We start from the raw sequence: 22,874 nt of genomic DNA, 5'->3' as shown, positions 1-22,874 counted from the left end.
GGCGCCCCGTCCCCGCTCACGATGCCAGCCCGTGGCGTGCAGCCTGGGCGTCCACGACATCGCGTCCCGGACCATCGCCCGTGGTCGCCTCGGGCCTGTGCCGTACACCCAACGCGGCGGCCACCAGGGCCCCTGCCGAGTCAGCCAGCGCCCCGAGGTCATAGCCGCCTTCCAGGAAGGCGACCAGGCGACCCGTCGTAACCAGCCCCACGAGCCGGCCCATCAGGTCGGCATAGTCCCCGGCCGACAGCCCCAGGTCTGTCAGCGGGTCGGCCCTGTGGGCGTCGAAGCCGGCCGAGACCAGGACCCAGTCAGGTTCGAACCGTTCCACGGCGGGCACCACCACGACATCCATGGCGTGCCGGTAGGTGTCGCCCGCGGCGCCGGCCGGGAGCGGCACGTTGATCGTTGTTCCCATGCCGTCTCCGATCCCGATCTCGTCTGCGGCACCGGTACCGGGATAGAGCGGCCACTGGTGGCAGGACACGAAGAGGACACGCCCGTCCGCGACGAAGGCGTCCTGGGTGCCGTTGCCGTGGTGCGCGTCGATGTCGACTATGGCCACCCGCTCGCCGGCATCGGCCAGGGCCGCAGCAGCGACCGCCACGTTGTTCAGCAGGCAGAAGCCCATGGTCCGGGTGGGGGTGGCGTGGTGTCCGGGGGGGCGGATGGCGCAGAACGCCACCTCGGCATCGCCGTCGCGCAGCCCGTCGATTGCCACGAGGCCGGCACCGGCCGCCAGGCGGGCCGCCGCCCAGGAGCCCGGGCCCATCCGCGTGTCGGGATCCAGCCGTCCACCGCCGGCGGCGTCCAGGGCTCTGAGGGCATCCACGTGATCGGTCCCGTGGATCCGGAGGAGGTCGCCGTCATCGGCCGGCACCGGTGCCCGACGCACCACTGCATCACCCAGGCCGGCTGCGTCGATGCCCTCCCACACGGCGGTCAGGCGGGCAGGACATTCGGGATGGCGACGACCCGGTTGGTGGTCCAGGAACCGCTCATCTGTCACCAGCAGGACGGACACCCGGCGAGCGTATCCCCCGGGGCCCGACGGCCCCGGGCCCCGGGCCCGGCGGCCCCGTCCTGGCTGCGTCGGCCCACGACGGCCGGCGACAGGGCCGTACCCTGTGCAGCATCGACGTCCGGATGCCCTCCCAGTACGCCCGTAGGGGCCAACGGGGGCTCCGTCGCGCTCGTGGCGCCACATCGGGGATGGTCGACGTCGAATACCAACGGGTCGGCCGCTACACCATGCTCCGTATCAGCCCCTGGCGTGGGGACCCCTCCACCGCCCAGGTGGTGACCGTCAGGGGCCCTGGTCCCGACGAGGAGACGATCCGCGACCTCCTCGACCGGCTCGGCCACCGAGGGGTGGCCACGGTGCTCACGGCAGCGATCGCACAGGAAGACCATCACCCGTTCGTGGCCGCCGGCTTCACACCGTACGAACGTCTCGCCCTCCTGCACCGGTACCTCCGGGCCGGCGATCCGGCAAAGGTCGGCAATTCGACTCATCGGATCCGCAGGATCGGTCGGTTTCGGATCCCCGAGGTCCTGGAGGTGGACGCCGCGGCCTTCGCGACCTTCACCCCGATCTGGCAGTTCGACGCCGCCGCCTACACCGAGGCCTGTGGGGCAACCGACGTCAGCCGGCGGCGCTGCGTCCGCAGCGACGGGCGCATCGTGGCCTACGCCATCACCGGACGCACCTCGACCAGCGGGTTCGTCCAACGGCTGGCCGTCCATCCCGGCCACGGCGACATTGGCATCGGGTCAGCCCTGCTCGCCGATGCCGTGTCGTGGCTGGCACACGCCGGGACCCGGGACGTGTGGATCAACACCCAGACCGACAACGCTAGGGCCCACGCCCTCTACCGACGACACGGCTTCGAGGAACGACCCGGCGGCCTCACCGTGCTCCGGTACTCCACGGACCGATGATCCGCCGGATCATCGCCGCCGTCGTGGTGGCAACCGGCCTGACGGCCGTCACAGCGCCGGCCGGGGCCGAGCCCGGTTCGGCCACCGTCTCCCTCGTCGCCCAGTCCCCGTGGATCGCCTACGACGGTGACCTGGCCCTCGAACTTCGAATCACCGGCAACACGGACGAGACCACGCTGCGACTCCAACTCCATCGGACCGTCGACCGACGGGGGCTCCTCGCCCTCCGGGAAGGGACGCTCGGCGAACCCCTCGGGGACCCGGTGGAGATGGCAGTCGCAAACGTCCTGAACTCGGCCGGGGTGGCATCGCTCGTGCTACAGGTCGGCACCGAGGGTCGCCTCGAATCACGACCTGGCGGCGTATACCCGCTCACCGTGACCCTGCTGGATGCCCGGGGCACGGCCCTGGACCGCCTCATCACACCCCTGGTCCACCTACCCGTCGTGCCCGTGGGCGAGGCGGCCGCCCACCGGCCGCTCCTGGTCGGGATCACCCTCGCCGTCGAGGGTCCGCCCCCACTCCGCCCCGATAGCCGACTCCGACCCGACCGGGCCACCGTGCGCCACATGGATGCCGTGGTCCGGGCAGCCCTCGGCCACCCCGACGTCGCCATGGACGTCAGGCTTCCGCCAGCCACAGTGCTCGGCCTGGCCCGATCCGACGACCTGGACCATGCCCGCCTCCTAGCAGACCTGGTCCGGACCGAAGGGACGGGGTTCCGCCTCCAGTCCTCACCGTTCGTCACCGCTGATCCCGAGGCGTGGCGCCAGGCGGGACGCCCGGACGTCCACCGTGACCTCCTGGACCATGGGGACCGGGTGCTCATGGACCAACTGGGCGTGGTCCCGGACCGATCGATCGCCGTCCTACCGCCCACGGCGGTACCGGCCACCCTGGACCTGCTGGGACAACTGGGGGCCGAGCGGTTCATCGTCTCGGCCGACCACCTCGAGCCCCGCCCCTCTGCAGCCTCGGCCGAGAGCACACTCCCCGCCCGGCTGGTCGCCGGTGACGGATCCGCCCACGCCGCCCTCGTGGCCGATCCCGACCTGGCCCGCCACCTCACCGATCCACAGGGTGCGGTTTCGGCAGCCCAGCACCTCCTGGCCGACATGGCACTGCTGGCGTGGTCCGATCCCACGGTGACGAGGATCGCCGTGCTGACCGCGCCCGACGGCCTCCCGATCGACGCCCTCACCCTGGACCTCGTGCTGGGAGCCCTGGAGGGGGCCCCGTTCCTGCGGGTCACACCCCTACCGGACCTCTTCGACGCCGCCCTGGCCACCGACGCAGCCGCCGCGGTCACCTACGAACTCTGGCCGGACGCCGTCACGTCGATGTCCCGCCGGGCGACGGACCGCAGCCTCGCCGAGACCACTGTCGCGGCCTACACGGCGATCCTCGGCGGGCCCCATCCGGATGCTGCGGCACTCAACGACCTCCTCGAGGTGACGGCGGCCGCCGAACTGGACACCGACACCATGAACGCCTACCTGGCCGCGGTCTACACCGCGGTAAGCGACGTACTCGGCGCCTTCACGACTCCGGCGGACCAGAGCGTCCGACTCACCGGTCGCAGGGCCGACATCCCCTTCAGCGTGCACAACGGCCTGTCCACCGACGCCCGGGTAGTCCTCGTGCTGCAGAGCGACGGGCGACTGGAGTTCCCCGAGGGCGCCGTCCTCCCCGTCGTCCTGACACCCGGGAACAACAGGATCGCCATCCCGGTGCAGGCGCGTACCTCTGGCGACGCACGACTCCAGGTCACCGTCCGCTCCCCTGACGACGCCCAACTCCTCCAACTCCGATCGGCCCATCTGACGGTCCGGACCACGAGCCTGTCCGGTGTAGGGGTGCTCCTCTTCGTCGGCGCCATCGTCGTGCTGGCGATCTGGTGGGTCCGCGCTGCTCGGGTACGCTCCGGCCGACCCGAGGAGTCGACATGACCGTTCGAATCGTCACCGACAGCGCCAGCGACCTGACCCACGACGAGGCCACGGCCCTTGGCATCGACGTGGTACCGCTCAGCATCCGATTCGGGGACGACGTGTTCCTGGACAGCGTGGAACTCTCGATAGACGAGTTCTACCGGCGGATGGCCGACAGCGAGGACCTGCCACAGACCGCGGCTCCGGCACCGGGAGCCTTCCAGGAGGTGTTCCGCCGCCGCTTCGCCGACGGGGCCAGCGCCATCGTCTGCATCAACCTGTCCAGCGGGCTGTCGGCCACCATGGAGTCGGCCGAGCTGGCCGCCCGCGAGACCGATGGCGACGTGCGCGTCGTCGACAGTCGATCGGTCACCGCGGGCCTGGGGATGATGGTCCTCGCCGCTGCGGAGGCCGCGGCCGGAGGAGCAGGGGCCGACGAGATCGTCGGCCTGATGGAGGCCATGCGGGAGAGAACCCGTGTATTCGGTGCCATCGACACCCTGGAGAACCTCAAGAAGGGCGGTCGGATCGGCAACGCCCAGGCCCTGCTCGGAAGCCTCCTTGCGATCAAGCCGCTAATCGACATCAGCAGCGGCGTGGTCGAGGAGGCGGGCAGGCAGCGCACTCGTAAGAAGTCCCTGGCCTGGCTGCGTGACAAGGTGGCCGAATACGCCGACGAGATCGAGACCATGTCGGTCATGCACGCCCAGGCCGATGACATCGACGACCTGGTCGGGATGCTCTCGCCACTGGTCGACCCGTTGGCCACCCGGGTCGGGGTGATCGGACCCGTGGTCGCCAGCCACGGCGGGCCCGGCGTGATCGGCCTCTGCTTCACCCTCCGAGCCTGACCCGCTGCCGGGTCGGAGACGGCCCCCGGGTGCCCGTCGGTAGAATCCGCCACATGAGCCCGCCGGTCGATCCCGAGGCGTCCCCTGGCGGGACATCCGCAGACGGGCCGGACGTACGGCGCGACTGGGCCACGGCGTCCATCGACCGGGTAGTGGACGCGGTTGAGCGCCTCCGTTCGGTCACCACACAACCGGCTATCACCGTCATACGGACGGTCGTCCACGGCGTGTTCGTCGCCTTCTGCGCCATCGGCGCACTGATCCTGGTCGGCATAGGGCTGTTCCGGCTCCTGGACATCGTCATCCCCGGGGAAAGCTGGTCCGCCCACCTGGTGCTGGGTGCCTCACTCTGCGCCATCGGAACCTGGTTCTGGTCCCGCCGAACCCCCTGACCTGTGACATCACGTCCAACGCCCTAGGAGCGAACGTGGCCCACCACGAAGTCGTCATAATTGGATCCGGCCCTGCCGGCCTGACCGCAGCGATCTACGCGGCCCGCGCCAACCTGAAGCCGTTGGTCATCGAGGGCGAGCCCTCATCCAACAGCGACCAGCCGGGCGGACAGCTCATGCTGACCACCGATGTCGAGAACTACCCCGGCTTCCCCGAGGGGATCATGGGACCCCAGCTCATGGCCGATATGCGGGCCCAGGCGACCCGGTTCGGCGCCGAGATCGTGACCCTGAAGGTTTCGCGCGCCGACTTCTCGGCACGCCCCTTCGCGATCTGGATCGGCGACCCGGACACAGCCGAGCCCACCTACACCGCCGAGGCCGTCATCGTGTCCACCGGCGCACGATCCGTGATGCTCGGCCTCGAGGCCGAACAACGCCTCATCGGACACGGTCTATCGACCTGCGCGACCTGCGACGGCTTCTTCTTCCGCGATCAGGAGATCGCCGTGGTGGGCGGCGGTGACTCCGCCATGGAAGAGGCGGGCTTCCTCACGAAGTTCGCCTCCAAGGTGACGCTGATCCATCGACGGGACACACTCCGGGCCTCGAAGATCATGCAACAGCGGGCCTTCGACAACCCGAAGATCGAGTTCGCCTGGAACTCGGTCGTGGTCGACGTGGTCGGTGGGACCAAGGTCGAGGCGCTGGCGCTGCGCGACACGGTCACCGGCGAGGAACGGGACCTACCGGTCACCGGAGTCTTCATCGCCATCGGCCATCGACCCAACACCGACCTGTTCACCGACCAGCTCGACATGGACGACGCCGGCTACCTGGTCACCGGCGCCGACCGCTCAACGACGAACATCGAAGGCGTGTTCGCCTGTGGTGACGTCCAGGACCACACCTACCGACAGGCCGTCACCGCGGCCGGATCCGGCTGCATGGCAGCCATCGATGCCGAGCGGTGGTTGGAGGGTCGATGCGACTGACCGTCCGGTGCCGACTGCCGGTCGGACCGGTCCGTGCCGCGTTCCCGCCAGCGAGCGGATAGAAAATAGCCAACCGAGATCCTTCCGAGAGACGAGACCCCCATGGCCGGTACCATCACGAACCTGTCCGAGACCACCTTCGACGAGGAGGTCGGCGCAACGCCAGAACCCGTCCTTGTCGACTTCTGGGCCGAGTGGTGTGGCCCCTGCAAGCTGATCGCTCCGATCCTGGAGGAGATAGCAGCCGAGCAGGCCGGGTCCATCCGGATCGCCAAGGTCAACGTGGACGAGGCACCCGACCTGGCCCGTCGCTTCGAGGTCATGAGCATCCCGACGCTCATCCTGTTCGACGGTGGCGTGCCCGCGAAGCGCATGGTGGGCGCCAAGGGCAAGCCCCAGTTGCTCGAGGAACTGGCCGACTACCTCTAGGCGACCTCGCGACCCGGCGGTTCGGCCAGTGTCCGAGCCGGTTCGACCCGACGACCGGGGGGCTCCCGTCCGGGACCTCCACCGCCGCCTGCTGGCGGTCGGCCATCCGGTCGACGCCGTCGAGGAGTCCGACGGTCACTTCGGGCCGGACACGACCCGGGCGCTTCTGGCCTTCCAGGCCGAGCGCGGCCTGGACGAACATGGCACGGTCGACGAGACCACCCAGGCTGCCCTCGTGGAGGCAGGGGTTCGGCTCGGGGATCGTCATCTCTACCTGCACGCTCCGATGTTTCGGGGCGACGACGTGGCTGATCTCCAACTCCGCCTCGGCAGCCTCGGATTCGATGCTGGTCGGATCGACGGGATCTTCGGCCCGGACACGGCCGGAGCACTCAGCGACTTCCAACGGAACGTCGGCCTGGCGGTCGATGGCATCGCCGGATCCGAGACCGTCCTTGGACTCCGCCAGCTCCTGGGTCGGGCAGTTGGTCGGACCCCGGTCGCACAGGTACGGGAGTTGGACCGCCTGCGACAGAGAAGCCCCGACCTCCACGGCCAGCGCCTGGCCATCGGACAGTTCGGGAACTCCGGTGCCCTGATCTCGGCACTCGCCAGAATCCTGCGGGCCCGGGGAGCCCACGTCCTGGTACTCGACCACCCGGACGAGACGATCCAGGCCACCACTGCGAATGACTTTGAAGCTGCGATGTACCTGGGGTTAAGAATTGAGAACCATTCCCATTCACAGTCCAACTACTTCGCCACCAACGGGTTCCTGAGCGAGGGTGGCTACAGGCTCGCCCACCATTGTGCCGCCGGCCTCGATCATGCCCTTCGAAGCGCCGATGTCCCGGCAACCGGGTGTGTAGGCCGACGGGTGCCAGTCCTCCGACGGACGCGAATGCCCGCCGTCCTCTGCACGTTGGCCCCACCATCGGTCGTCGTCCTGGCGACTGCGGAAATCGCCGACGCTCTGGCCACTGCGATCACCCGGTGGGTGGCCGATCCGGCCGCCGAACCCGACAGGCCGCCGATCGTCGAGGCTTGACACTCGAGTACGTGGGGCGGTTGGCGCAACCCCCGCCCGGGTCAGCCTCCTAGAAGCCTGAAAAGCCGTTGAAGGTCGTCCTGGTCGGCGAACTCGACCACGATCCGACCCTTTCGTCCCCGGGTATGCACCCGGACGGTGGTGTCGAGACGGTCGCTCAGGATCTGCTCGACCTCCAGGGCCGCCGCCTCCCGAGGCTCCGCGACCGGATGATCGACCGACTGCGGATCTGGAACCTGAACATCGTCCAGAGAACGGACCAGTTCCTCGGTCTGACGGACCGACAGCCCATCATCGACAACCCTCATGGCCAACTGCTCGAGCAGCTGGCGATCACCCAGCCCGGCAAGGGCCCTGGCGTGGCCGGCGGAGAGCAGACCGTCCATGATCATCTGCTGGACGCCATCTGGGAGGTGGAGCAGCCGGAGGCTGTTGGCGACAGCCGGTCGACTCCGGCTCACTCGGACAGCCACCTGATGCTGTGTGAGGCCGAACTCGTCCATCAGCCGGTGGAAGGCGGCGGCCTCCTCCAGGGGGTTCAGGTCATCGCGATGGAGGTTCTCGATGATCGCCTGTTCCAGGGAGTCGCGGTCCTCGGCCTCCCTCACCACCGCGGGCACCATGGTCAGACCTGCTCGTCGAGCAGCCCGCCAACGCCGTTCACCGGCCACGAGCTGATAACCCGCACCTCCCTTCCGGAGCAGGAGGGGCTGGAGTATCCCCACCTCCTGGATGGAAGCAGTCAACTCGGCCATGCTCTCGTCGTCGAACACCCGACGGGGCTGGTAGCGATTCGGCTCGATATCGGCCACCGACACCATCTCGAACCTGATGTCAGGGGTCGGCGCTTTGGCCGTAGTCGACACCTCGTCCGGAGTTGACCTGCCATCAGCGTCGTCTGCTGCCGCCGGTATGAGGGCCGACAGGCCCTTACCAAGTCCGCTCTTCTTCATCTCAGCACCTCCTTCGCAAGCTGCCTGTAGGCAACCGCGCCCCGACAGGTTGGATCGAACACCGTGATGGGCTGCCCAAAGGACGGCGCCTCCGAGAGGCGAACCGACCTCGGTATCACCTGTCGACACACCTTGTCACCGAAGAAGGTCCGAACCTCCTCGGCAACCTGCTCCGACAAGTTCGTCCGGGCGTCGTACATCACCAGGGCGATGGTGGAGATCTTGAGATCCGGATTTAGGTTCGCCCTCACGAGGTCGACGTTGCCCACCAACTGGCCGAGCCCTTCCAGGGCATAGTACTCACACTGGATAGGCACGAGTACCTCCTGGGCTGCGACCAGGGCATTGACGGTCAGGAGGCCGAGGGCCGGTGGACAGTCGATCAGGATGACATCGTAGTCGTCGGCAACCGTTTCCAGGGCCCGCTCAAGCCGGTGTTCACGGCTAAACGCCGTCACCAACTCGATCTCAGCCCCTGCCAGCGCCAGGCTCGAGGGTACCACCTCGAGGTTTGGCACCTCAGTGGTGCAGATGACCTCACCAACCGTCGTCTGCTGAAGGATGACCTCGTAGATCGATGCCTGGAGGCCCCTGTTGGAGATCCCCAGCCCGGTCGTCGCATTGGCCTGCGGGTCCAGATCCACGACGAGAATCCGCTTGTCAGACTCAGCCATGGCCGCACCCAGGTTGATCGTCGTAGTCGTCTTTCCCACGCCACCCTTCTGGTTGGCAACAGCGATGACGCGGGCACGACGGTTCTTCCTGAACATTCCGAGCATCATGCTAGTGCCCGTTGGCAAATGCAAGGATCCTGTGGACGACAACGGAAATTGCACGTGCCGTTCGCCTGCGAGTTCCGAACACGACATCCAGGCAAAGTCCTGCATGTTCCACGTGGAACATCGGTCCTTACCCCCTACAGGGCATGTCACCGGTGTTCCACGTGGAACACCGGTGCACCCAACTGGTCAGAACAGGGGACCCGCCAGCTGACGACTGAATCGACGCGGGAAACGGGACGGACAGGTCCTGGTGGCCCGCATGGCCCTGTATCCCGCCCCGCTGAATCGCCATCCTCCAAGGTCCACCATGCCGAGCTGGTCGAGGGCATCGGGTACCCATCGACCCACCGTGTCGACCTGATCACCTGGCGGCTCACTGACCACCAGGATCCCGTCCGTGGCGAGGAACGGTGCCGCACACTCGGCGGTAGGGCCTGGTGGCGCGAACGCCCGGGCAGTAACCAGTGCCGCCTTTCCGCGTAGGCCGCCCCGTGCCGCCTGCACGGCGTCGACAGCCAGAACCTCCACGCGATCGCCCAGACCCAACTCTCGGACGGCCCATCGGAGGAACGTGCACCGCCGATCACCTCGATCGACCAGCACCCATCTGTTTGACGTCAGAGCAGCCAGCACCAACCCGGGGACCCCTCCCCCGGTACCAAGATCGACAGCGACGTCGCCGGTATCCAGCTCCACCTGGACACCGTCGCCGGCTCTCGACCCCGGACCCGCCCCAGTCTCGATCAGCGCCCCAAAACGAAGGAAACCCGCGCTGTGCGCGGGCCCCTCGGCAGCCGCCAGGGGGGTGAGGAACCCCTCAGCGACCGCAGCGTCGAGGATCTCCTCGACCGGTGTCGTCACCCGGCGGACTCGACCATGATGACCACCCGGCGGTCGGCGTCACTTCCCTCTGAAATGGTTGCCAGGCCGTCGATCTCACCCACCGTGTCGTGGATGACCTTGCGGTCTGCCGCACTCATCGGCTCCATCGCCCTTGACCGTCCATCCTCGAGGACGGCCTCGGCCTGTACCCTGGCGAAGTCGGCCAGGAACGACCGTCGCCGCTCACGATAGCCACCGATGTCGACCACCAGAAAACCCTCGGCCTGACCGTCCGAGCTCCGCTGGACCAGGGTCCTCGAAAGCTCCGTGATGGCACGGACTGTCTCCCCGCGCTGTCCGATTGCCAGGCCCAGGTTGAGACCGTGGGCCTCCACCGTGAGCCGATCCTCCTCGATGGTGCTCTCCACACGGGCATCGAGACCCATAGCGTCGAGCAGACCCTGCACGAACCCTTCGGTGATCCCAGCCTGTGTCTGCAGATCCATGGCCTCCACCTCAGTCCTCTCCCGGTCGCTCCTGCGGCCGTTGCCATTCGCCGACTTCGCCGACGACTCCCCGGCCGCCGATTGGCGACCCTTCTCCCGGCCCTTGTCCGGACTCCCACTCGTATGACCGTCGTCCCCATCACGCCCGGCGGACGCGGTCACCTGATCCTGCCGGCGGTCGGCCTGACGACCGTCACCGTTACCCCGGCGACGGCGGTTTCTCCCACCCTTGCCGACATCGTCCGATCCACCCTGACGCGAGTCCTGGGACCCGCGCCCACCCTTCTGGTCCTGTCGACCGTCGGCTTGGCGTCCCCGACCACCATTCCGGTCATTACGGCGGTTGCGGTCACGCCGATCAACCCTCGGTCGGGGACTGGTAGGACGAACCCGGGCCCGCAGGCGGGCCTCGGACTTCCTCAGGCCGAATATCGAGCGCGTCGGCTCAGACAGAACCTCGACCTCCAGATCGTCCTCGGCCACGCCCAGACGATCCAGGGCCCGTTCCTTCGCTTCATCGAGTGAGACGCCTGTGGTTTCGATCCACTCCATGGCTCACTTCCTCCTCTTCTTCTTCCTGGGGCCACTCGCCCGAGCCGTGCCCGGGGGAGTGGTACGTCCCCCGCGTGCACGGGCCGCCGGCGGCCGTTTGTCGGTTTCCTTCGGCTCATCGGACGCCTTCCTGCGCCGGCGACGGCCATCCTTCTTCTTCACCGTGGCCGCTGGCTTAGCCGACTTCCGGATACGCGAAGCGCGTCTACCGGAATCATCCGCATCCGATGGTTCTTCACGTTTTTGGGAATCACTCCTATTTGTACCCGCCGTGGTCCGACCCTGTCGGGCTGACGGAGACGAGGGCCTCGCCTGGGGCGGTTTCGTGGTGGTCTTCAACGCCTTCTCGGCACTGGGACCCTCTGATGAGCCCTTCTCACCCTTAGTCGGCTTCTCCGGGAGGACGACCAGCTCGGTCCCATGGCCCGGTCCGTACAGGGTCCGGGTGATGTAGGCCTGCTGACCGATCCGATAGAGGTTCGACACCACGAAGTAGAGGACCAGGGCCGCATCGAGGTTGAACGAGATGACGGGCAGGATGAACGGCATCACCTTCATCAGCATCTGCTGCTGTGGGTTGACCGTAGCGTCGGGGTTCCGTCCGCGGATCTGGCGCTGCTGGACCCAGGCGCTGAGGAACACCACGAGGATCAAGACGAGGTAGGGGAACGCCGCCAGGACGCTCTGTGACAGCGCTGAACTCGCCGACCGGGAGAGGTCGAAGCCCAGGAAGAGCATCTCCGTCTCGTTGCTCAGGTCGGCGAAGAGCTCCGAACCCGAGTCGACGTAGGCAGGGTAGAAGGTCTGTGGATCGGCCGGTACCTCGGCCAGGGTCTCCCCGGCACCCAGACGACCGGCCACCCAACCGATGTTTCCCCCCATGTCGGAGAGCCGCCGCGTCATGCCCCTGAGCACCTGGTACAGCACCATGAACACCGGTGCCTGGACGAACAGGGGTAGGCACCCCCCCATCGGGTTGATGCCGTTGGCCTGGTAGAAGGCCATCATCTCCTTGTTCATGGCCTCCCGGTCGCCCTTGAACCGAGTCTGGATCTTCTTCATCTCCGGCTGGAGGTGCTGCATCTTGATCATCGACCGCGTGCCCTTGAGGGTCAGCGGAGTCACGACGACCATCACCACGACGGTCAGCAGGGTGATGGCCAGCCCGAAGCTGGGAACCACGCTGTAGAACCAGGCCAGGACGGCAGCGATCACATCGAACATCAGGCGTCACCTCTGTTGGAGAAGGGGGAGTCGCCGGGAACCGGGTCCAGGCCGTGGCTACCCCACGGGTGGCAGCGGCCCAGTCGCCGCAGGGCCAACCACGATCCACGCACGGCGCCGTGACGCTCCAGGGCGTCGAGGGCGTAGCTCGAACACGTCGGCAGGAAGCGGCAGGGTGTCGGCCGACCACCAGCGAGGCGTTGGTAGCCACGCACACAGCCGAGCAGCAGCCGGGCCGGAAGTCCCGGCCCGGCGAAAGCCGGAACGCCACGAGCCTCCATCAGGTCATCAACGGTCGGAGAGTTCATCGATCGCCTCTATCAGGTGGCGCCGAAGCTCGTCGAACGACGAGTCGGCGGCTCCGGGACGTACCCGGACCAGGTAGTCACCTGGCGGCAGGGAGCGGGGGGAACGGTCGATCCCCAGAAGGATCGACCGGAGCCGACGACGCACACGGTTGCGGACCACCGCGGAACCAACCGGCTTCGGGATGGCGTACGCAACGCGGACCCCGGCCACAGGCAGGTCCGCTGGTCGGAACCCGACCCGCAACGGACCGCGTCGAACGGATCGACCATCACGACGGAGCGCATGGAAGTCGTCTCGTCTGCTGAGACGGGTAATCAAGCCGACAGGCGGGTTCGACCCTTCCGGCGCCTGGCATTGATGATCGCCCGGCCGGCACGGGTGCGCATGCGCTTCCGAAAGCCGTGCTTCCGAGCCCGTCGCCGGGTATTGGGCTGATACGTACGCTTCATGAAAGGTCTCCTGCTGGCACGGTGGGCGTCGTCAGGAGGGGGAGCGCCCAGTTGGCCGTCGATTTTCGTTCACCGCGGACTGGATGCGTCCACTCGCCGACCCGATGGTCAACGGAGCCGGCTCGGATGCCGACCGGATCGGACCACCCGGCTCGGGGCGGTCCATGACCCGACCCTCAGGCTACGGGGCACTTTGGGTACGCGCCAACCGGCGGTCCGTCATCCCTCAGGCCGCGACATCCTGCCGTCTGGCCGTCATGGAAGCCGGTGGGTGGGTTGTCCACAGTATCCACAGGGCCAAGCGGCCGACCGCACCGTCCGGCCGCGACACGGGACCGGATGGGACCGCAGGTCCCCGAATCGCGCTGATCGCGCGAAAGTGGGACTGAACAGGCGCGATGTCCACCGCGAATTGATCCGGCGCGCCGTCGTCCACAGACTGCTACGTTGCCCCGCCCACACACAGGGCGGAGTGGGCCTCGTACGACCGTTTTCCACCTTCGCCGACCTTTCCACAGCAGGTTCCACACCTGTGGACAATCCGAACGGAGACGACGATGACGGACGCGACGGTGTTGTGGGAAGCCTGCGCAGCAGCGATCCAGGCGCAGGTGTCCGACGTGGTGTGGCAGATGACGTTCAACTCTGCACAACCGGTGGCCGCCGACGCCGAGACGCTGACCGTGTCGGTCCCGAGCAGCATCATCCGGGACCGGATCGAGGGTCGGTACCACGCCCTGGTCAACGACGCCGTGGCCGGGATCAGTGATGACCAGTTGAGCCTGCGCATCGTGATCCGCGAGAACCTTGACGAGGAACCCCCACTCACCATGAACCTGCTCGCCTCACCGCTGGACCTCATAACGGCTCCTGCACCTGCTGCGGCACCTGTGGCAGCACCCGGGCCGGCCCTCGACCCACTCACCCATCCGACTCCGGTAGTGACCAGCGACGTGCCATTCGCAGGTCGGCTCACCTTCGAGGACTTTGTGATCGGCTCGTCCAACCGGTTCGCCCACGCAGCCGCCCAGGCGGTGGCCGAGACCCCCGGACGGTCCTACAACCCGTTGTTCATCTACGGAGACGCCGGCCTCGGCAAGACCCACCTCCTCCAGGCCGTCGGCAACTACGTCGCCGCCCACTATCCGACCTACCGGGTGCAGTACGTATCCAGTGAGACGTTCATGAACCGGTTCGTCGAGGCCATCCGAAACAAGCAACTCCCAGAATTCAAGGATCGCTACCGCAGGAACGACGTGCTCCTGGTCGACGACATCCAGTTCATGGAGGGCAAGGAAGGCCTCCAGGAGGAATTCTTCCACACCTTCAACTCCATCCAGCAGGAGGGTGGACAGATCGTCCTGACGAGCGACCGTTCGCCGGACTCCATCTCTACGCTCGAGGACCGACTCCGCAGTCGCTTCAAGATGGGCCTTGTCACCCACATCCAACCTCCGGACGTCGAGACACGCCTCGCCATCCTCCGCAAGAAGGCGGAACAGACCCCCAGCGACGTCCAGGTGCCCGACGACGTCCTCCTCTTCATCGCCGAGAGCGTCACCGACAACATCCGGGAACTCGAGGGAGCGCTCACCCGCGTCGCCGCCTACTCCAGCCTGAACCATGAGCCCTGTACCAGGGCGATGGCCATCAGCATCCTCAGTGACCTGATCTCCAGCACGTCGCCGCTGATCATTACCCCGGACCTCATCCTGTCCAAGACGACGGAGCTCTACGGGTTCCCACACGATGACCTCATCGGTGGAAGCCGGCGACGCCCCCTGGTCACCGCACGTCAGGTCTCGATGTACGTATTTCGCGAGCTGACCGATATGAGCTACCCGGCGATCGGGAGGGCGTTCGGCGGCAGGGACCACACGACGGTCATCCACGCCGTCGACAAGATCAGCAAGCTGATGCCCGAGCGACGGGAAATCTACGACCAGGTATCCACCCTGATCTCATCTGTACGGGCCAGGAACTGATCCCCCGCCCGTGGACGACGCTGTGGACCTCCGGTGGACGACCTCCAGCCCATCCACAGGACAGGACAACCACCGTGGTGACACTGGGGACGACGGTGGACTACGCAGTTCCGAGCATCATCCTCCTGACCTGCAGAGATGGGCGATACTCCACAATCCACAACACCTATTGCCACTACTACCAGATTTGAATCCTGATCAATCGAAAGTGATAAGCCTGTGAAGTTCCGATGCGAGCGAGATGTACTCGACCGGGCGTTCTCTGTAGCGCGTCGGGCTGTGTCCGGGCGCGGCGGCACCCTGCCAGTGTTGTCTGGACTCCACCTGCAGCTCACCGGCAACCGGTTGACGGTTATGGGCAGCGACCTTGACCTCACCATTCGTGTCGAGGCGGAGGTGGGTGGCGAACAGGACGGATCCGTCGTCCTTTCGGCCCAGTTGGGATCCGACATCGTGCGGGCCATGGACAGCGGGCAGATCGAGTTCTCGGTAGGAGACGATGGTGCGAGCCTGGTGTCCGGGCGTTCCGACTTCAGCCTCCGGGTGATGTCGGCCGACGAGTATCCCCGGTTCGAGGAACCCGGTGGAGAATCGGTGACCCTAGACGCAGTGATGGTGTCGGCCGCCCTTGACCAGGTGGTGAAGGCAGCAAGCATCGACGACGCCAGACCGATTCTCACCGGTGTCCTGATGGCAGCCGAGGAGGACGGCCTCCGCTTCGTGGCGACCGATTCCTATCGGCTGGCCGTACGCGACCTCCCGGGAACCTCCATCCTGGGACGTGACCAGACCGTGCTGGTGCCGTCCCGGGCGCTGGATGCCGTGGCCCGCATCCTGGGCGACGCCTCCGACCTCACGATCCGGCTCGGTGAGCGCGATGCGTGCTTCGTGGTCGACGACGTGCAGATCGTGACCCGCCTCATCGAGGGCGAGTTTCCGAACTACCGGGGCCTCATTCCGGTGGACCACCCGAATTCGCTGGTCGTGGACCGCCTCGCGCTGCTGGACGCGGTCCGCCGGGTGGGAATCCTGGCCAAGGACTCAACCCCTGTAAGGCTGGCCATGTCCTCGGACGGTCTGGAGTTGATGGCCATCACCCAGGACGTCGGACAGGCCCGTGAGACTCTCGATGCGGAGTACACCGGGTCCGACCTGACGGTGGCCTTCAACCCCGAGTACCTGCTGGATGGACTGGAGGTCAGCCCGGGAGACGAGGTCCGGCTGGATACCGTCGACTCGCTGAAGCCGGCGATCCTGCGTAGCACCGGAGACGACCAGTTCCTTTACCTGCTGATGCCCGTTCGGGTCTCCTGACGGTCGCGGAGGATCCGGTCGTTAGTCGATCGGGAAACCGGCCATGACAGTCGACCGGCTCTGGCTCACCGACTTCCGGAACCACGCGTCGGTCGATGTGAGCCTGGATCCCGGCGTGACCCTCGTTGTGGGAGGCAACGGACAGGGAAAGACCAACCTGGTCGAGGCGATCGCCTGGTTGGCCCGGGGTTCGTCGTTTCGGGGGGCCCCGACCGAGGCCCTGATAAGGCATGGCGCCGGTCAGGCGGTCATCCGGGCGGAGGTGGGCGGGGGTGAGAGGACGATCCTGTTGGAGGCCGAGCTGCTGGCCTCCGGACGCAACCGCATCCTCGTGAACAGGAACCAGGTGCCCCGGGTGAGGGACCTGTTGGGCCACTTCCGGACGACGGTGTTCGGTCCGGAGGACCTCGCCGTGGTCAAGGGAGGTCCGGGCGGGAGGCGCAGGTGGCTGGACGACCTCCTGACGGACGTCCACCCTCGGAACTACGCCCTGCGCTCCGACCTGGAACGGATCCTGCGGCAGCGAAACGCGCTCCTAAAGCAAGCGCGTGGTCGGCTGACCGCCGACGTGGCCGTGACCCTGGACGTATGGGACGCCAAGCTGGGACAGGTCGGCGGGGAACTGGCCACCGTCCGACAGGAACTCCTGGAGGCACTCGGGCCGGTCGCCGGCGAGTTCCTCGAAGCTGTCAGCGGGGGAGCGTCGACCATGTCCATGGCCTATCGCGATGAGTGGTCTGCCGCTGGCCTGGTGGAAGCGTTGAGGAATGCCCGCGCAGATGATGTCAGACGTGGCGTGAGCACCGTCGGACCCCATCGCGACGATGTGGCGATCGAGGTGGACGGGCTGCCGTCTCGCACGCACGCCTCCCAAGGCGAACAGCGGTCGGTGGCACTCGCCCTACGCCTCGCCGGCCACCGGGTGGTCGTCGACCGGACGGGTACCGATCCGGTCGTGCTGCTCGACGACGTCTTCTCCGAACTGGACGACGACCGGGTGCGGGCCCTGGTCGGCCTCCTGCCGGCGACCCAGTCGGTGATCACCACGGCGGGATCCGTCCCTTCCGGCGTCGAGCCCGGCACGCTGCTGCGGCTCGTCGACGGCCGGATCTCATGACCGGCGACACGGGGCCTGTCCCCGACCTTCGACCCCATGGGTGAGGAGAGGGGGCCGACCCCCATCAGGAAGAGCCTGGAACGCCTCCTGGCTGGCATGGGATCGCCCGATATCGACTCCGTGGCGACCCTCATGGACCGGTGGCCGGAGGTGGTCGGGGACCGCCTGTCCGAGAGGATCAGGGCCGTGGCGGTACGGGGATCGGAGCTCCTGGTGAGCGTCGACGACCCTGCCTGGGCCAGCCAGATCTCCTGGCTGGAAGCCCAGCTGCTGGAGCGGATCGCGGGGATCGTGGGCCCCGATCGGATCACCGCCGTACGGGTCCGGGTGGAGCCTCGACGGGAGGCCTGAGCGACCAGCATGCATGCCCTGCGCCGAGGACCACAGCGCCCAGCGGGGAAGGTCCGGATCCGTGGGAGGAAGCCTTGCCGCTGGTAGGCTGGCGCGGTCGTGAACTGGCACTCTGACCTGCGGTTTTGTGCCTATTCGACGGATTTTTCGGCTTCTCGGAGCCCATGTAGCCCGACACCTCTGGAGAGGCCCCGATGACGAGTGCCGAGACCTCCTACAGCGCCGCCGACATCACGGTCCTGGAGGGACTGGAAGCGGTCCGGAAGCGGCCCGGGATGTACATCGGTTCGACCGGTCCGACGGGCCTCCACCACCTCGTATGGGAGGTCGTGGACAACTCGGTGGACGAGGCCATGGCCGGCCACTGCACCACCATCGATGTGACCCTGATGGAGGACGGCTGCTGCCGGGTGTCTGACGACGGCCGGGGCATCCCAGTCGAACGGCACCACCAGCACACGGACCTCACCGCAGCCGAGGTGGTCATGACCCTCCTGCATGCCGGCGGCAAGTTCGGTGGAGAGGGCTACAAGGTCTCTGGTGGCCTCCACGGGGTCGGCATCTCGGTGGTGAACGCCCTGTCCGCCCGCGTGGAGGTGGAGATCGACCGGGACGGTCGTCGCCACTACATGGACTTCGTGGACGGCGGCCGCCTCGAGACGCGCCTGGACGACATCGGAGCCTCGCCGGACGGCCGCACAGGAACCACGGTCCGCTTCTGGCCCGACAGCACGATCTTCGACGAGACCCGATTCCGGTTTCAGACCCTGGCCGAGCGGTTCCAGATGATGGCCTTCCTGAACCGGGGGCTGCAGATCCGCCTCACGGATGAACGTGAGGGCGACCGGCACGAGGAGGTCGTCTACTGCTACGAGGGAGGCATCCGCGACTTCGTGGCCCACGTCAACGCCTCCAAGGAGTCGCTGTTCTCAGAGGTGGGCCACATCCAGGGTGAGGAGAGGGGCCAGGAGGTCGAGGTCGCCTTCCAGTGGAACACGGGCTTTAACAGCGACGGCCTCCACTCCTTTGCCAACGGGATCAACACCCTGGAGGGGGGGATGCACGAAGAGGGCTTCAGGAGCGCCCTCACCTCGGTGATGAACCGTTACGCGCGCCGGCGCTCCCTGCTCAGGGAGAGCGACGCCAACCTCCAGGGAGAGGACATCCGGGAGGGCCTTACCGCCATCATCAGCGTGCGGCTGGCCGACCCGCAGTTCGAGGGCCAGACCAAGTCCAAGCTGGGCAACGTGGAGACCCGTTCGCTGGTGCAGCGGACGACCAACGAGAAGCTCGCCGAGTGGCTGGAGGAACATCCGTCGGAGGGCAGGCGGATTGTCCAGAAGGCGCTCAACGCGCAGCGGGCCCGGGTGGCTGCCCAGGATGCCCGCAAGTCGGCCCGGCGCAAGTCGGCGCTGGACGGCGCGGGCATGCCGGACAAGCTCAAGGACTGTGCCTCAAGCGACCCGCGGGAGTCGGAGCTGTTCATCGTGGAGGGGGACTCGGCCGGTGGCTCGGCTGTCCAGGCCAGGGACCCACGGACCATGGCCATCCTTCCCATCAGGGGAAAGATCCTCAACGTGGAACGGGCCCGGTCCGACCGGATGCTCAAGAACACCGAGATCCAGACGTTGATCCAGGCCATCGGAGGCGGCTTCGGCGAGGACTTCGAGGTCGGGAGGATCCGCTACCACAAGGTGATCCTGCTCTGTGACGCGGACGTCGACGGCAGCCACATCCGGACGCTGCTGCTGACGTTCTTCTTTCGCCAGATGAGGGCACTGGTCGAGAACGGACACGTGTTCATCGCCCAGCCGCCCCTGTACTCGACGGTCGTCGGACGCGAGAAGGTCTACCTGAAGGACGACCACGCCAAGGACGCCTTCATGGTCGACCATCCGACCCACAAGCGGGAGTTCCAACGCCTGAAGGGCCTCGGCGAGATGGACTTCGACGAGCTCAAGGAGACCACGATGGATCCGGCCCGCCGGAGCCTGCTCCAGGTCTCGGTCGAGATGCTGGCCATCGCCGATGAGGTGTTCTCCACCCTGATGGGGGAGGACGTCGAGAGCCGCAAGCGGTTCATCCAGAACAACGCCCACGACGTGCGATTCCTGGACATCTGATGGATGACGTCATCGAACCGCCCGTGGAGGACGACGTGGTCAGTCTGGGAGCCATCCAGCCGATCGAGATCCAGGAGGCGATGGAGCAGTCGTTCCTCGACTACGCCATGTCGGTCATCGTGTCGCGGGCCCTTCCGGATGCCCGCGACGGCCTCAAGCCGGTACACAGGCGGATCCTCTGGGGCATGTACGACCTGGGAGCCCGACCCGACCGACCCACCATGAAGTGCGCCCGGGTGACGGGCGAGGTCATGGGCAAGTACCACCCGCACGGTGACCAGGCCATCTACGACGCCCTGGTCCGCATGGGACAGTCCTTCAGCCTCCGGCATCCGGTGGTCCATCCGAAGGGAAACTTCGGCTACTCACCGGACGACGCCGCCGCCGCCGCCCGCTACACGGAGTGTCGCCTGGACCCGATCGCCCTACAGCTCCTGGCCGGGATCGACGAGGGCACTGTCGACTTCACCGACAACTATTCAGGCGAGTTCACCGAACCGGAGGTGCTGCCGGCCCGGTTCCCGAACCTGCTGGTCAACGGCAGCCAGGGCATCGCCGTGGGCATGGCCACCAACATCCCGACCCACAACCTCGGCGAGGTCATCGACGCCACGATCCACCTCATCGACCATCCGGACGCCACACCCGATGACCTGATGGAGCACGTTCCGGGCCCGGACTTCCCCACCGGAGCACAGATCCTGGGCCGGTCCGGCATCCGGGAGGCCTATCGGAACGGTCGGGGGCAGGTCCGGATGAGGGCCCTCACCGATATCGAAGAGGGGCCGCGGTCCAGCCGGATCGTCGTCACCGAACTGCCCTACCAGGCCAGTCCGAACCTGATCATGTCCAAGATCCGCGACCTGGTGGACGCCCGGGAGATCGACGGCATAGCCGACGTGAACGACGAGTCGGCCCAGGGCAAGACCCGGATCGTCATCTCGCTGAAGCGGGACGCCCCGGCGCTGGTGGTCCTGAACAACCTGTTCAAGCGCACGCCGCTGCAAACCACGTTCTCGGTCAACACCGTCGCCCTCGTGGACGGTGTGCCCCGCACGCTGAACCTGAGGGACCTCCTGGCGGCCTACGTCGACCACCAGATGGAAGTAGTCCGGAGGCGGAGCGAGTTCCGGCTGGGCAGGGCCCGCGACGAGGCGCACATCACCCTCGGCCTGCTGAAGGCGCTGGAGAGCATCGACGACATCATCTCGTTGATCCGCGGTTCAGCGGACCGGGGCACGGCGCGTGACGGCCTGATGGCCGACGGGTTCGAGTTCAGCGAGGTCCAGGCCAACCACATCCTGGACATGCAGCTGGTCCGACTCACCCGGCTGGGTCGCAGCAACCTCGAGGATCGTATGGCAGAGCTCCTGACCACCATCGCCGAGCTGGAGATCATCCTCGGAGACGAGGACCGGCTCCGGGCGGTCATCAAGGACGAGCTGGCTGCCGTCCGGGACGAACACGCCACGCCGCGTCGCAGCCAGATGGTCCACGACCCGGGCGACCTGGACATCGAGGACCTGATCGACGACGAGGAGCTCGTCTTCGCCATGAGCGCGGCGGGCTATGTGAAGACCATGTCCACCTCGGAATTCCGGACCCAGGGCCGGGGTGGCAAGGGCGTTACCGGAGCGAGGCTGAAGGACGAGGATGCGATCGCCCACCTGATCCACACCACGGCGCACGCCTTCCTGCTGTTCTTCTCCACGCGGGGGAAGGTGTACCGGCTGAAGGCCCACGAGGTTCCGATGGCGGGCCGGACGGCCCGTGGGACCTCGCTCGTGAACCTCCTGCCGCTCCAGCGGGACGAGCGGATCCAGGCGATCATCGACACCAGGGACTACGAGTCGAACCGCTTCCTGTTCTTCGCCACCCGGACCGGTCGCGTCAAGAAGACCCGTTTCACCGCCTACGACTCCTCTCTGAAGGCCGGCTTGATCGCGGTGCGCCTGAACGACGGTGACGAGTTGGTGGCTGTGGTGCCGACGAGCGGTCGGGACGACATCTTCCTGGTGTCCCGCTCGGGCCAGACCCTGCGCATCTCCGAGGCCGACGTACGGGCCATGGGTCGTGACGCCGCCGGAGTCCGGGGCATGAAGTTTCGGGGAGACGACGAGCTGGTGTCGTGCTGTGTGGCCCGGCCGGACGCCATGATCCTGCACCTCACCACAGAGGGCTATGGCAAGCGTACGGAACTGGACGAGTTCACCAGGAAGGGGCGGGCCGGCATGGGGGTCCGGGGCATCCGGACCACGAGCGACAGGGGCCGGGTCGCCGGGGCCCTGGTCGTCGGCGCTACGGACGAGCTGTTCGCCGTCACCACATCGGGGATGATCATCCGCATGCCGGCATCGGACATCTCGGTCCAGGGCCGGGATGCGACCGGCGTACGGGTGATGTCGCCCGGCGATGGCCAGCAGGTCGCCGCCGTGTCGCCGGCACCCGCCGAGGACCTCGACGACGGGCCCCTGGAAGGCGCATCCGCCGCCGATCCGGCGGAAGGCGCACAGATCGACTGATCGGTCCCCCGGGAGCGAACGCTTCCCCGCGACAGGACTGCCTGCCGGTGCATGCGGGGGGGGAGACGTGGAACACGGTGGCCACGACGACCTGGGCCAGATCCTGCCCCTCGTGGCCAACTGGGCCGTACTCGAGGCCTTCCGGCGGGTCGGAACCTCCGTGGAGGTCACGGTCCGGGTCGGGCGTGCTCGGGCCACGGCCCGTGCGGTCACCGTTCCGTGTCGGGGCGACCGCTGCCGTCCCCACGCCTACCCCTAGACTTCGGGCCCGTGGCCGA

General features: G+C 67.2%; 24 protein-coding genes. 14 read left to right on the top strand and 10 right to left on the bottom strand.

Annotation, left to right across the window (positions count from 1 at the left end; all coding sequences use genetic code 11):
* Positions 1-16 precede the first annotated feature (16 nt).
* Complete coding sequence (locus MK177_08800) at positions 17-1,024, bottom strand: histone deacetylase (GenBank protein ID MCH2427413.1); 1,008 nt, start codon at positions 1,022-1,024, stop codon at positions 17-19.
* Between the two features lie 122 nt (positions 1,025-1,146).
* Here MK177_08800 and MK177_08795 point away from each other — a divergent pair, with 122 nt between their 5' ends.
* From MK177_08795 to MK177_08765, 7 genes are all read left to right on the top strand, one after another.
* Positions 1,147-1,941 carry a GNAT family N-acetyltransferase gene (locus MK177_08795; protein MCH2427412.1) on the top strand — a complete coding sequence of 265 codons (795 nt, stop codon included), beginning with the start codon at positions 1,147-1,149 and terminating at the stop codon, positions 1,939-1,941.
* Positions 1,938-3,890 (top strand): DUF6049 family protein, encoded by a 1,953-nt coding sequence (locus MK177_08790; protein ID MCH2427411.1) that lies wholly within the window; start codon positions 1,938-1,940, stop codon positions 3,888-3,890. Before MK177_08795 ends, MK177_08790 begins: the two co-directional genes overlap by 4 nt.
* Complete coding sequence (locus MK177_08785) at positions 3,887-4,723, top strand: DegV family protein (GenBank protein ID MCH2427410.1); 837 nt, start codon at positions 3,887-3,889, stop codon at positions 4,721-4,723. The genes MK177_08790 and MK177_08785 overlap by 4 nt, the downstream gene beginning before the upstream one ends.
* A gap of 53 nt (positions 4,724-4,776) precedes the next feature.
* Positions 4,777-5,115, top strand: a complete 339-nt coding sequence (locus tag MK177_08780) for a hypothetical protein (protein MCH2427409.1) — start codon at positions 4,777-4,779, stop codon at positions 5,113-5,115.
* A gap of 35 nt (positions 5,116-5,150) precedes the next feature.
* Positions 5,151-6,110: a thioredoxin-disulfide reductase gene (gene trxB / locus MK177_08775; protein MCH2427408.1), complete on the top strand. Its 960-nt coding sequence runs from the start codon at positions 5,151-5,153 to the stop codon at positions 6,108-6,110.
* Positions 6,111-6,212: 102 nt separating this feature from the next.
* The gene (trxA, locus tag MK177_08770; protein ID MCH2427407.1) at positions 6,213-6,539 is read left to right on the top strand and encodes a thioredoxin; all 327 of its coding nucleotides are present in this window, start codon (positions 6,213-6,215) and stop codon (positions 6,537-6,539) included.
* A 28-nt stretch (positions 6,540-6,567) separates the two neighbouring features.
* The gene (locus MK177_08765; GenBank protein MCH2427406.1) at positions 6,568-7,587 is read left to right on the top strand and encodes a peptidoglycan-binding protein; all 1,020 of its coding nucleotides are present in this window, start codon (positions 6,568-6,570) and stop codon (positions 7,585-7,587) included.
* Positions 7,588-7,628: 41 nt separating this feature from the next.
* Here the strand turns inward: MK177_08765 and MK177_08760 are convergent, their stop codons facing one another.
* The 9 genes from MK177_08760 to rpmH form a co-directional block, all read right to left on the bottom strand.
* Complete coding sequence (locus MK177_08760; GenBank protein ID MCH2427405.1) at positions 7,629-8,540, bottom strand: ParB/RepB/Spo0J family partition protein; 912 nt, start codon at positions 8,538-8,540, stop codon at positions 7,629-7,631.
* Positions 8,537-9,310 carry an AAA family ATPase gene (locus tag MK177_08755; GenBank protein ID MCH2427404.1) on the bottom strand — a complete coding sequence of 258 codons (774 nt, stop codon included), beginning with the start codon at positions 9,308-9,310 and terminating at the stop codon, positions 8,537-8,539. The genes MK177_08760 and MK177_08755 overlap by 4 nt, the downstream gene beginning before the upstream one ends.
* A 198-nt stretch (positions 9,311-9,508) precedes the next feature.
* Positions 9,509-10,183 carry a class I SAM-dependent methyltransferase gene (locus MK177_08750; protein ID MCH2427403.1) on the bottom strand — a complete coding sequence of 225 codons (675 nt, stop codon included), beginning with the start codon at positions 10,181-10,183 and terminating at the stop codon, positions 9,509-9,511.
* Positions 10,180-10,650: a hypothetical protein gene (locus MK177_08745; protein ID MCH2427402.1), complete on the bottom strand. Its 471-nt coding sequence runs from the start codon at positions 10,648-10,650 to the stop codon at positions 10,180-10,182. Before MK177_08745 ends, MK177_08750 begins: the two co-directional genes overlap by 4 nt.
* A gap of 158 nt (positions 10,651-10,808) precedes the next feature.
* Positions 10,809-11,003, bottom strand: coding sequence for a hypothetical protein (locus MK177_08740; GenBank protein MCH2427401.1), 195 nt, complete (start codon positions 11,001-11,003; stop codon positions 10,809-10,811).
* Positions 11,004-11,205: 202 nt separating this feature from the next.
* On the bottom strand, positions 11,206-12,426 hold the full coding sequence (yidC, locus tag MK177_08735) for a membrane protein insertase YidC (GenBank protein MCH2427400.1): 1,221 nt from the start codon (positions 12,424-12,426) through the stop codon (positions 11,206-11,208).
* The gene (gene yidD, locus MK177_08730) at positions 12,426-12,734 is read right to left on the bottom strand and encodes a membrane protein insertion efficiency factor YidD (GenBank protein ID MCH2427399.1); all 309 of its coding nucleotides are present in this window, start codon (positions 12,732-12,734) and stop codon (positions 12,426-12,428) included. Before yidD ends, yidC begins: the two co-directional genes overlap by 1 nt.
* Positions 12,715-13,053 carry a ribonuclease P protein component gene (locus MK177_08725; GenBank protein MCH2427398.1) on the bottom strand — a complete coding sequence of 113 codons (339 nt, stop codon included), beginning with the start codon at positions 13,051-13,053 and terminating at the stop codon, positions 12,715-12,717. The genes yidD and MK177_08725 overlap by 20 nt, the downstream gene beginning before the upstream one ends.
* The gene (gene rpmH, locus MK177_08720; protein MCH2427397.1) at positions 13,050-13,184 is read right to left on the bottom strand and encodes a 50S ribosomal protein L34; all 135 of its coding nucleotides are present in this window, start codon (positions 13,182-13,184) and stop codon (positions 13,050-13,052) included. Before rpmH ends, MK177_08725 begins: the two co-directional genes overlap by 4 nt.
* A 557-nt stretch (positions 13,185-13,741) precedes the next feature.
* On the opposite strand from rpmH, the gene dnaA reads away from it, so the two are divergent.
* The 7 genes from dnaA (at position 13,742) to MK177_08685 (ending at position 22,855) form a co-directional block, all read left to right on the top strand.
* On the top strand, positions 13,742-15,169 hold the full coding sequence (gene dnaA, locus MK177_08715; GenBank protein MCH2427396.1) for a chromosomal replication initiator protein DnaA: 1,428 nt from the start codon (positions 13,742-13,744) through the stop codon (positions 15,167-15,169).
* A 219-nt stretch (positions 15,170-15,388) separates the two neighbouring features.
* Positions 15,389-16,483, top strand: a complete 1,095-nt coding sequence (gene dnaN, locus MK177_08710; GenBank protein MCH2427395.1) for a DNA polymerase III subunit beta — start codon at positions 15,389-15,391, stop codon at positions 16,481-16,483.
* 43 nt (positions 16,484-16,526) lie between these two features.
* Entirely contained in the window at positions 16,527-17,600 is a 1,074-nt protein-coding gene (locus MK177_08705; protein MCH2427394.1) for a DNA replication/repair protein RecF, read from the top strand.
* Between the two features lie 36 nt (positions 17,601-17,636).
* Complete coding sequence (locus tag MK177_08700; protein ID MCH2427393.1) at positions 17,637-17,951, top strand: DUF721 domain-containing protein; 315 nt, start codon at positions 17,637-17,639, stop codon at positions 17,949-17,951.
* 194 nt (positions 17,952-18,145) lie between these two features.
* On the top strand, positions 18,146-20,074 hold the full coding sequence (locus MK177_08695; protein MCH2427392.1) for a type IIA DNA topoisomerase subunit B: 1,929 nt from the start codon (positions 18,146-18,148) through the stop codon (positions 20,072-20,074).
* Positions 20,074-22,596, top strand: a complete 2,523-nt coding sequence (gyrA, locus tag MK177_08690) for a DNA gyrase subunit A (GenBank protein MCH2427391.1) — start codon at positions 20,074-20,076, stop codon at positions 22,594-22,596. The genes MK177_08695 and gyrA overlap by 1 nt, the downstream gene beginning before the upstream one ends.
* Positions 22,597-22,663: 67 nt before the next feature.
* Complete coding sequence (locus MK177_08685) at positions 22,664-22,855, top strand: hypothetical protein (protein MCH2427390.1); 192 nt, start codon at positions 22,664-22,666, stop codon at positions 22,853-22,855.
* The last annotated feature ends 19 nt before the right edge of the window (positions 22,856-22,874 follow it).

The sequence above is a fragment of the Acidimicrobiales bacterium genome, assembly GCA_022452145.1.
Taxonomy (GTDB): domain Bacteria; phylum Actinomycetota; class Acidimicrobiia; order Acidimicrobiales; family MedAcidi-G1; genus UBA9410.
Note: the sequence above shows the minus strand (reverse complement) of the source record. Positions and strands in the feature narration are given on the sequence as shown.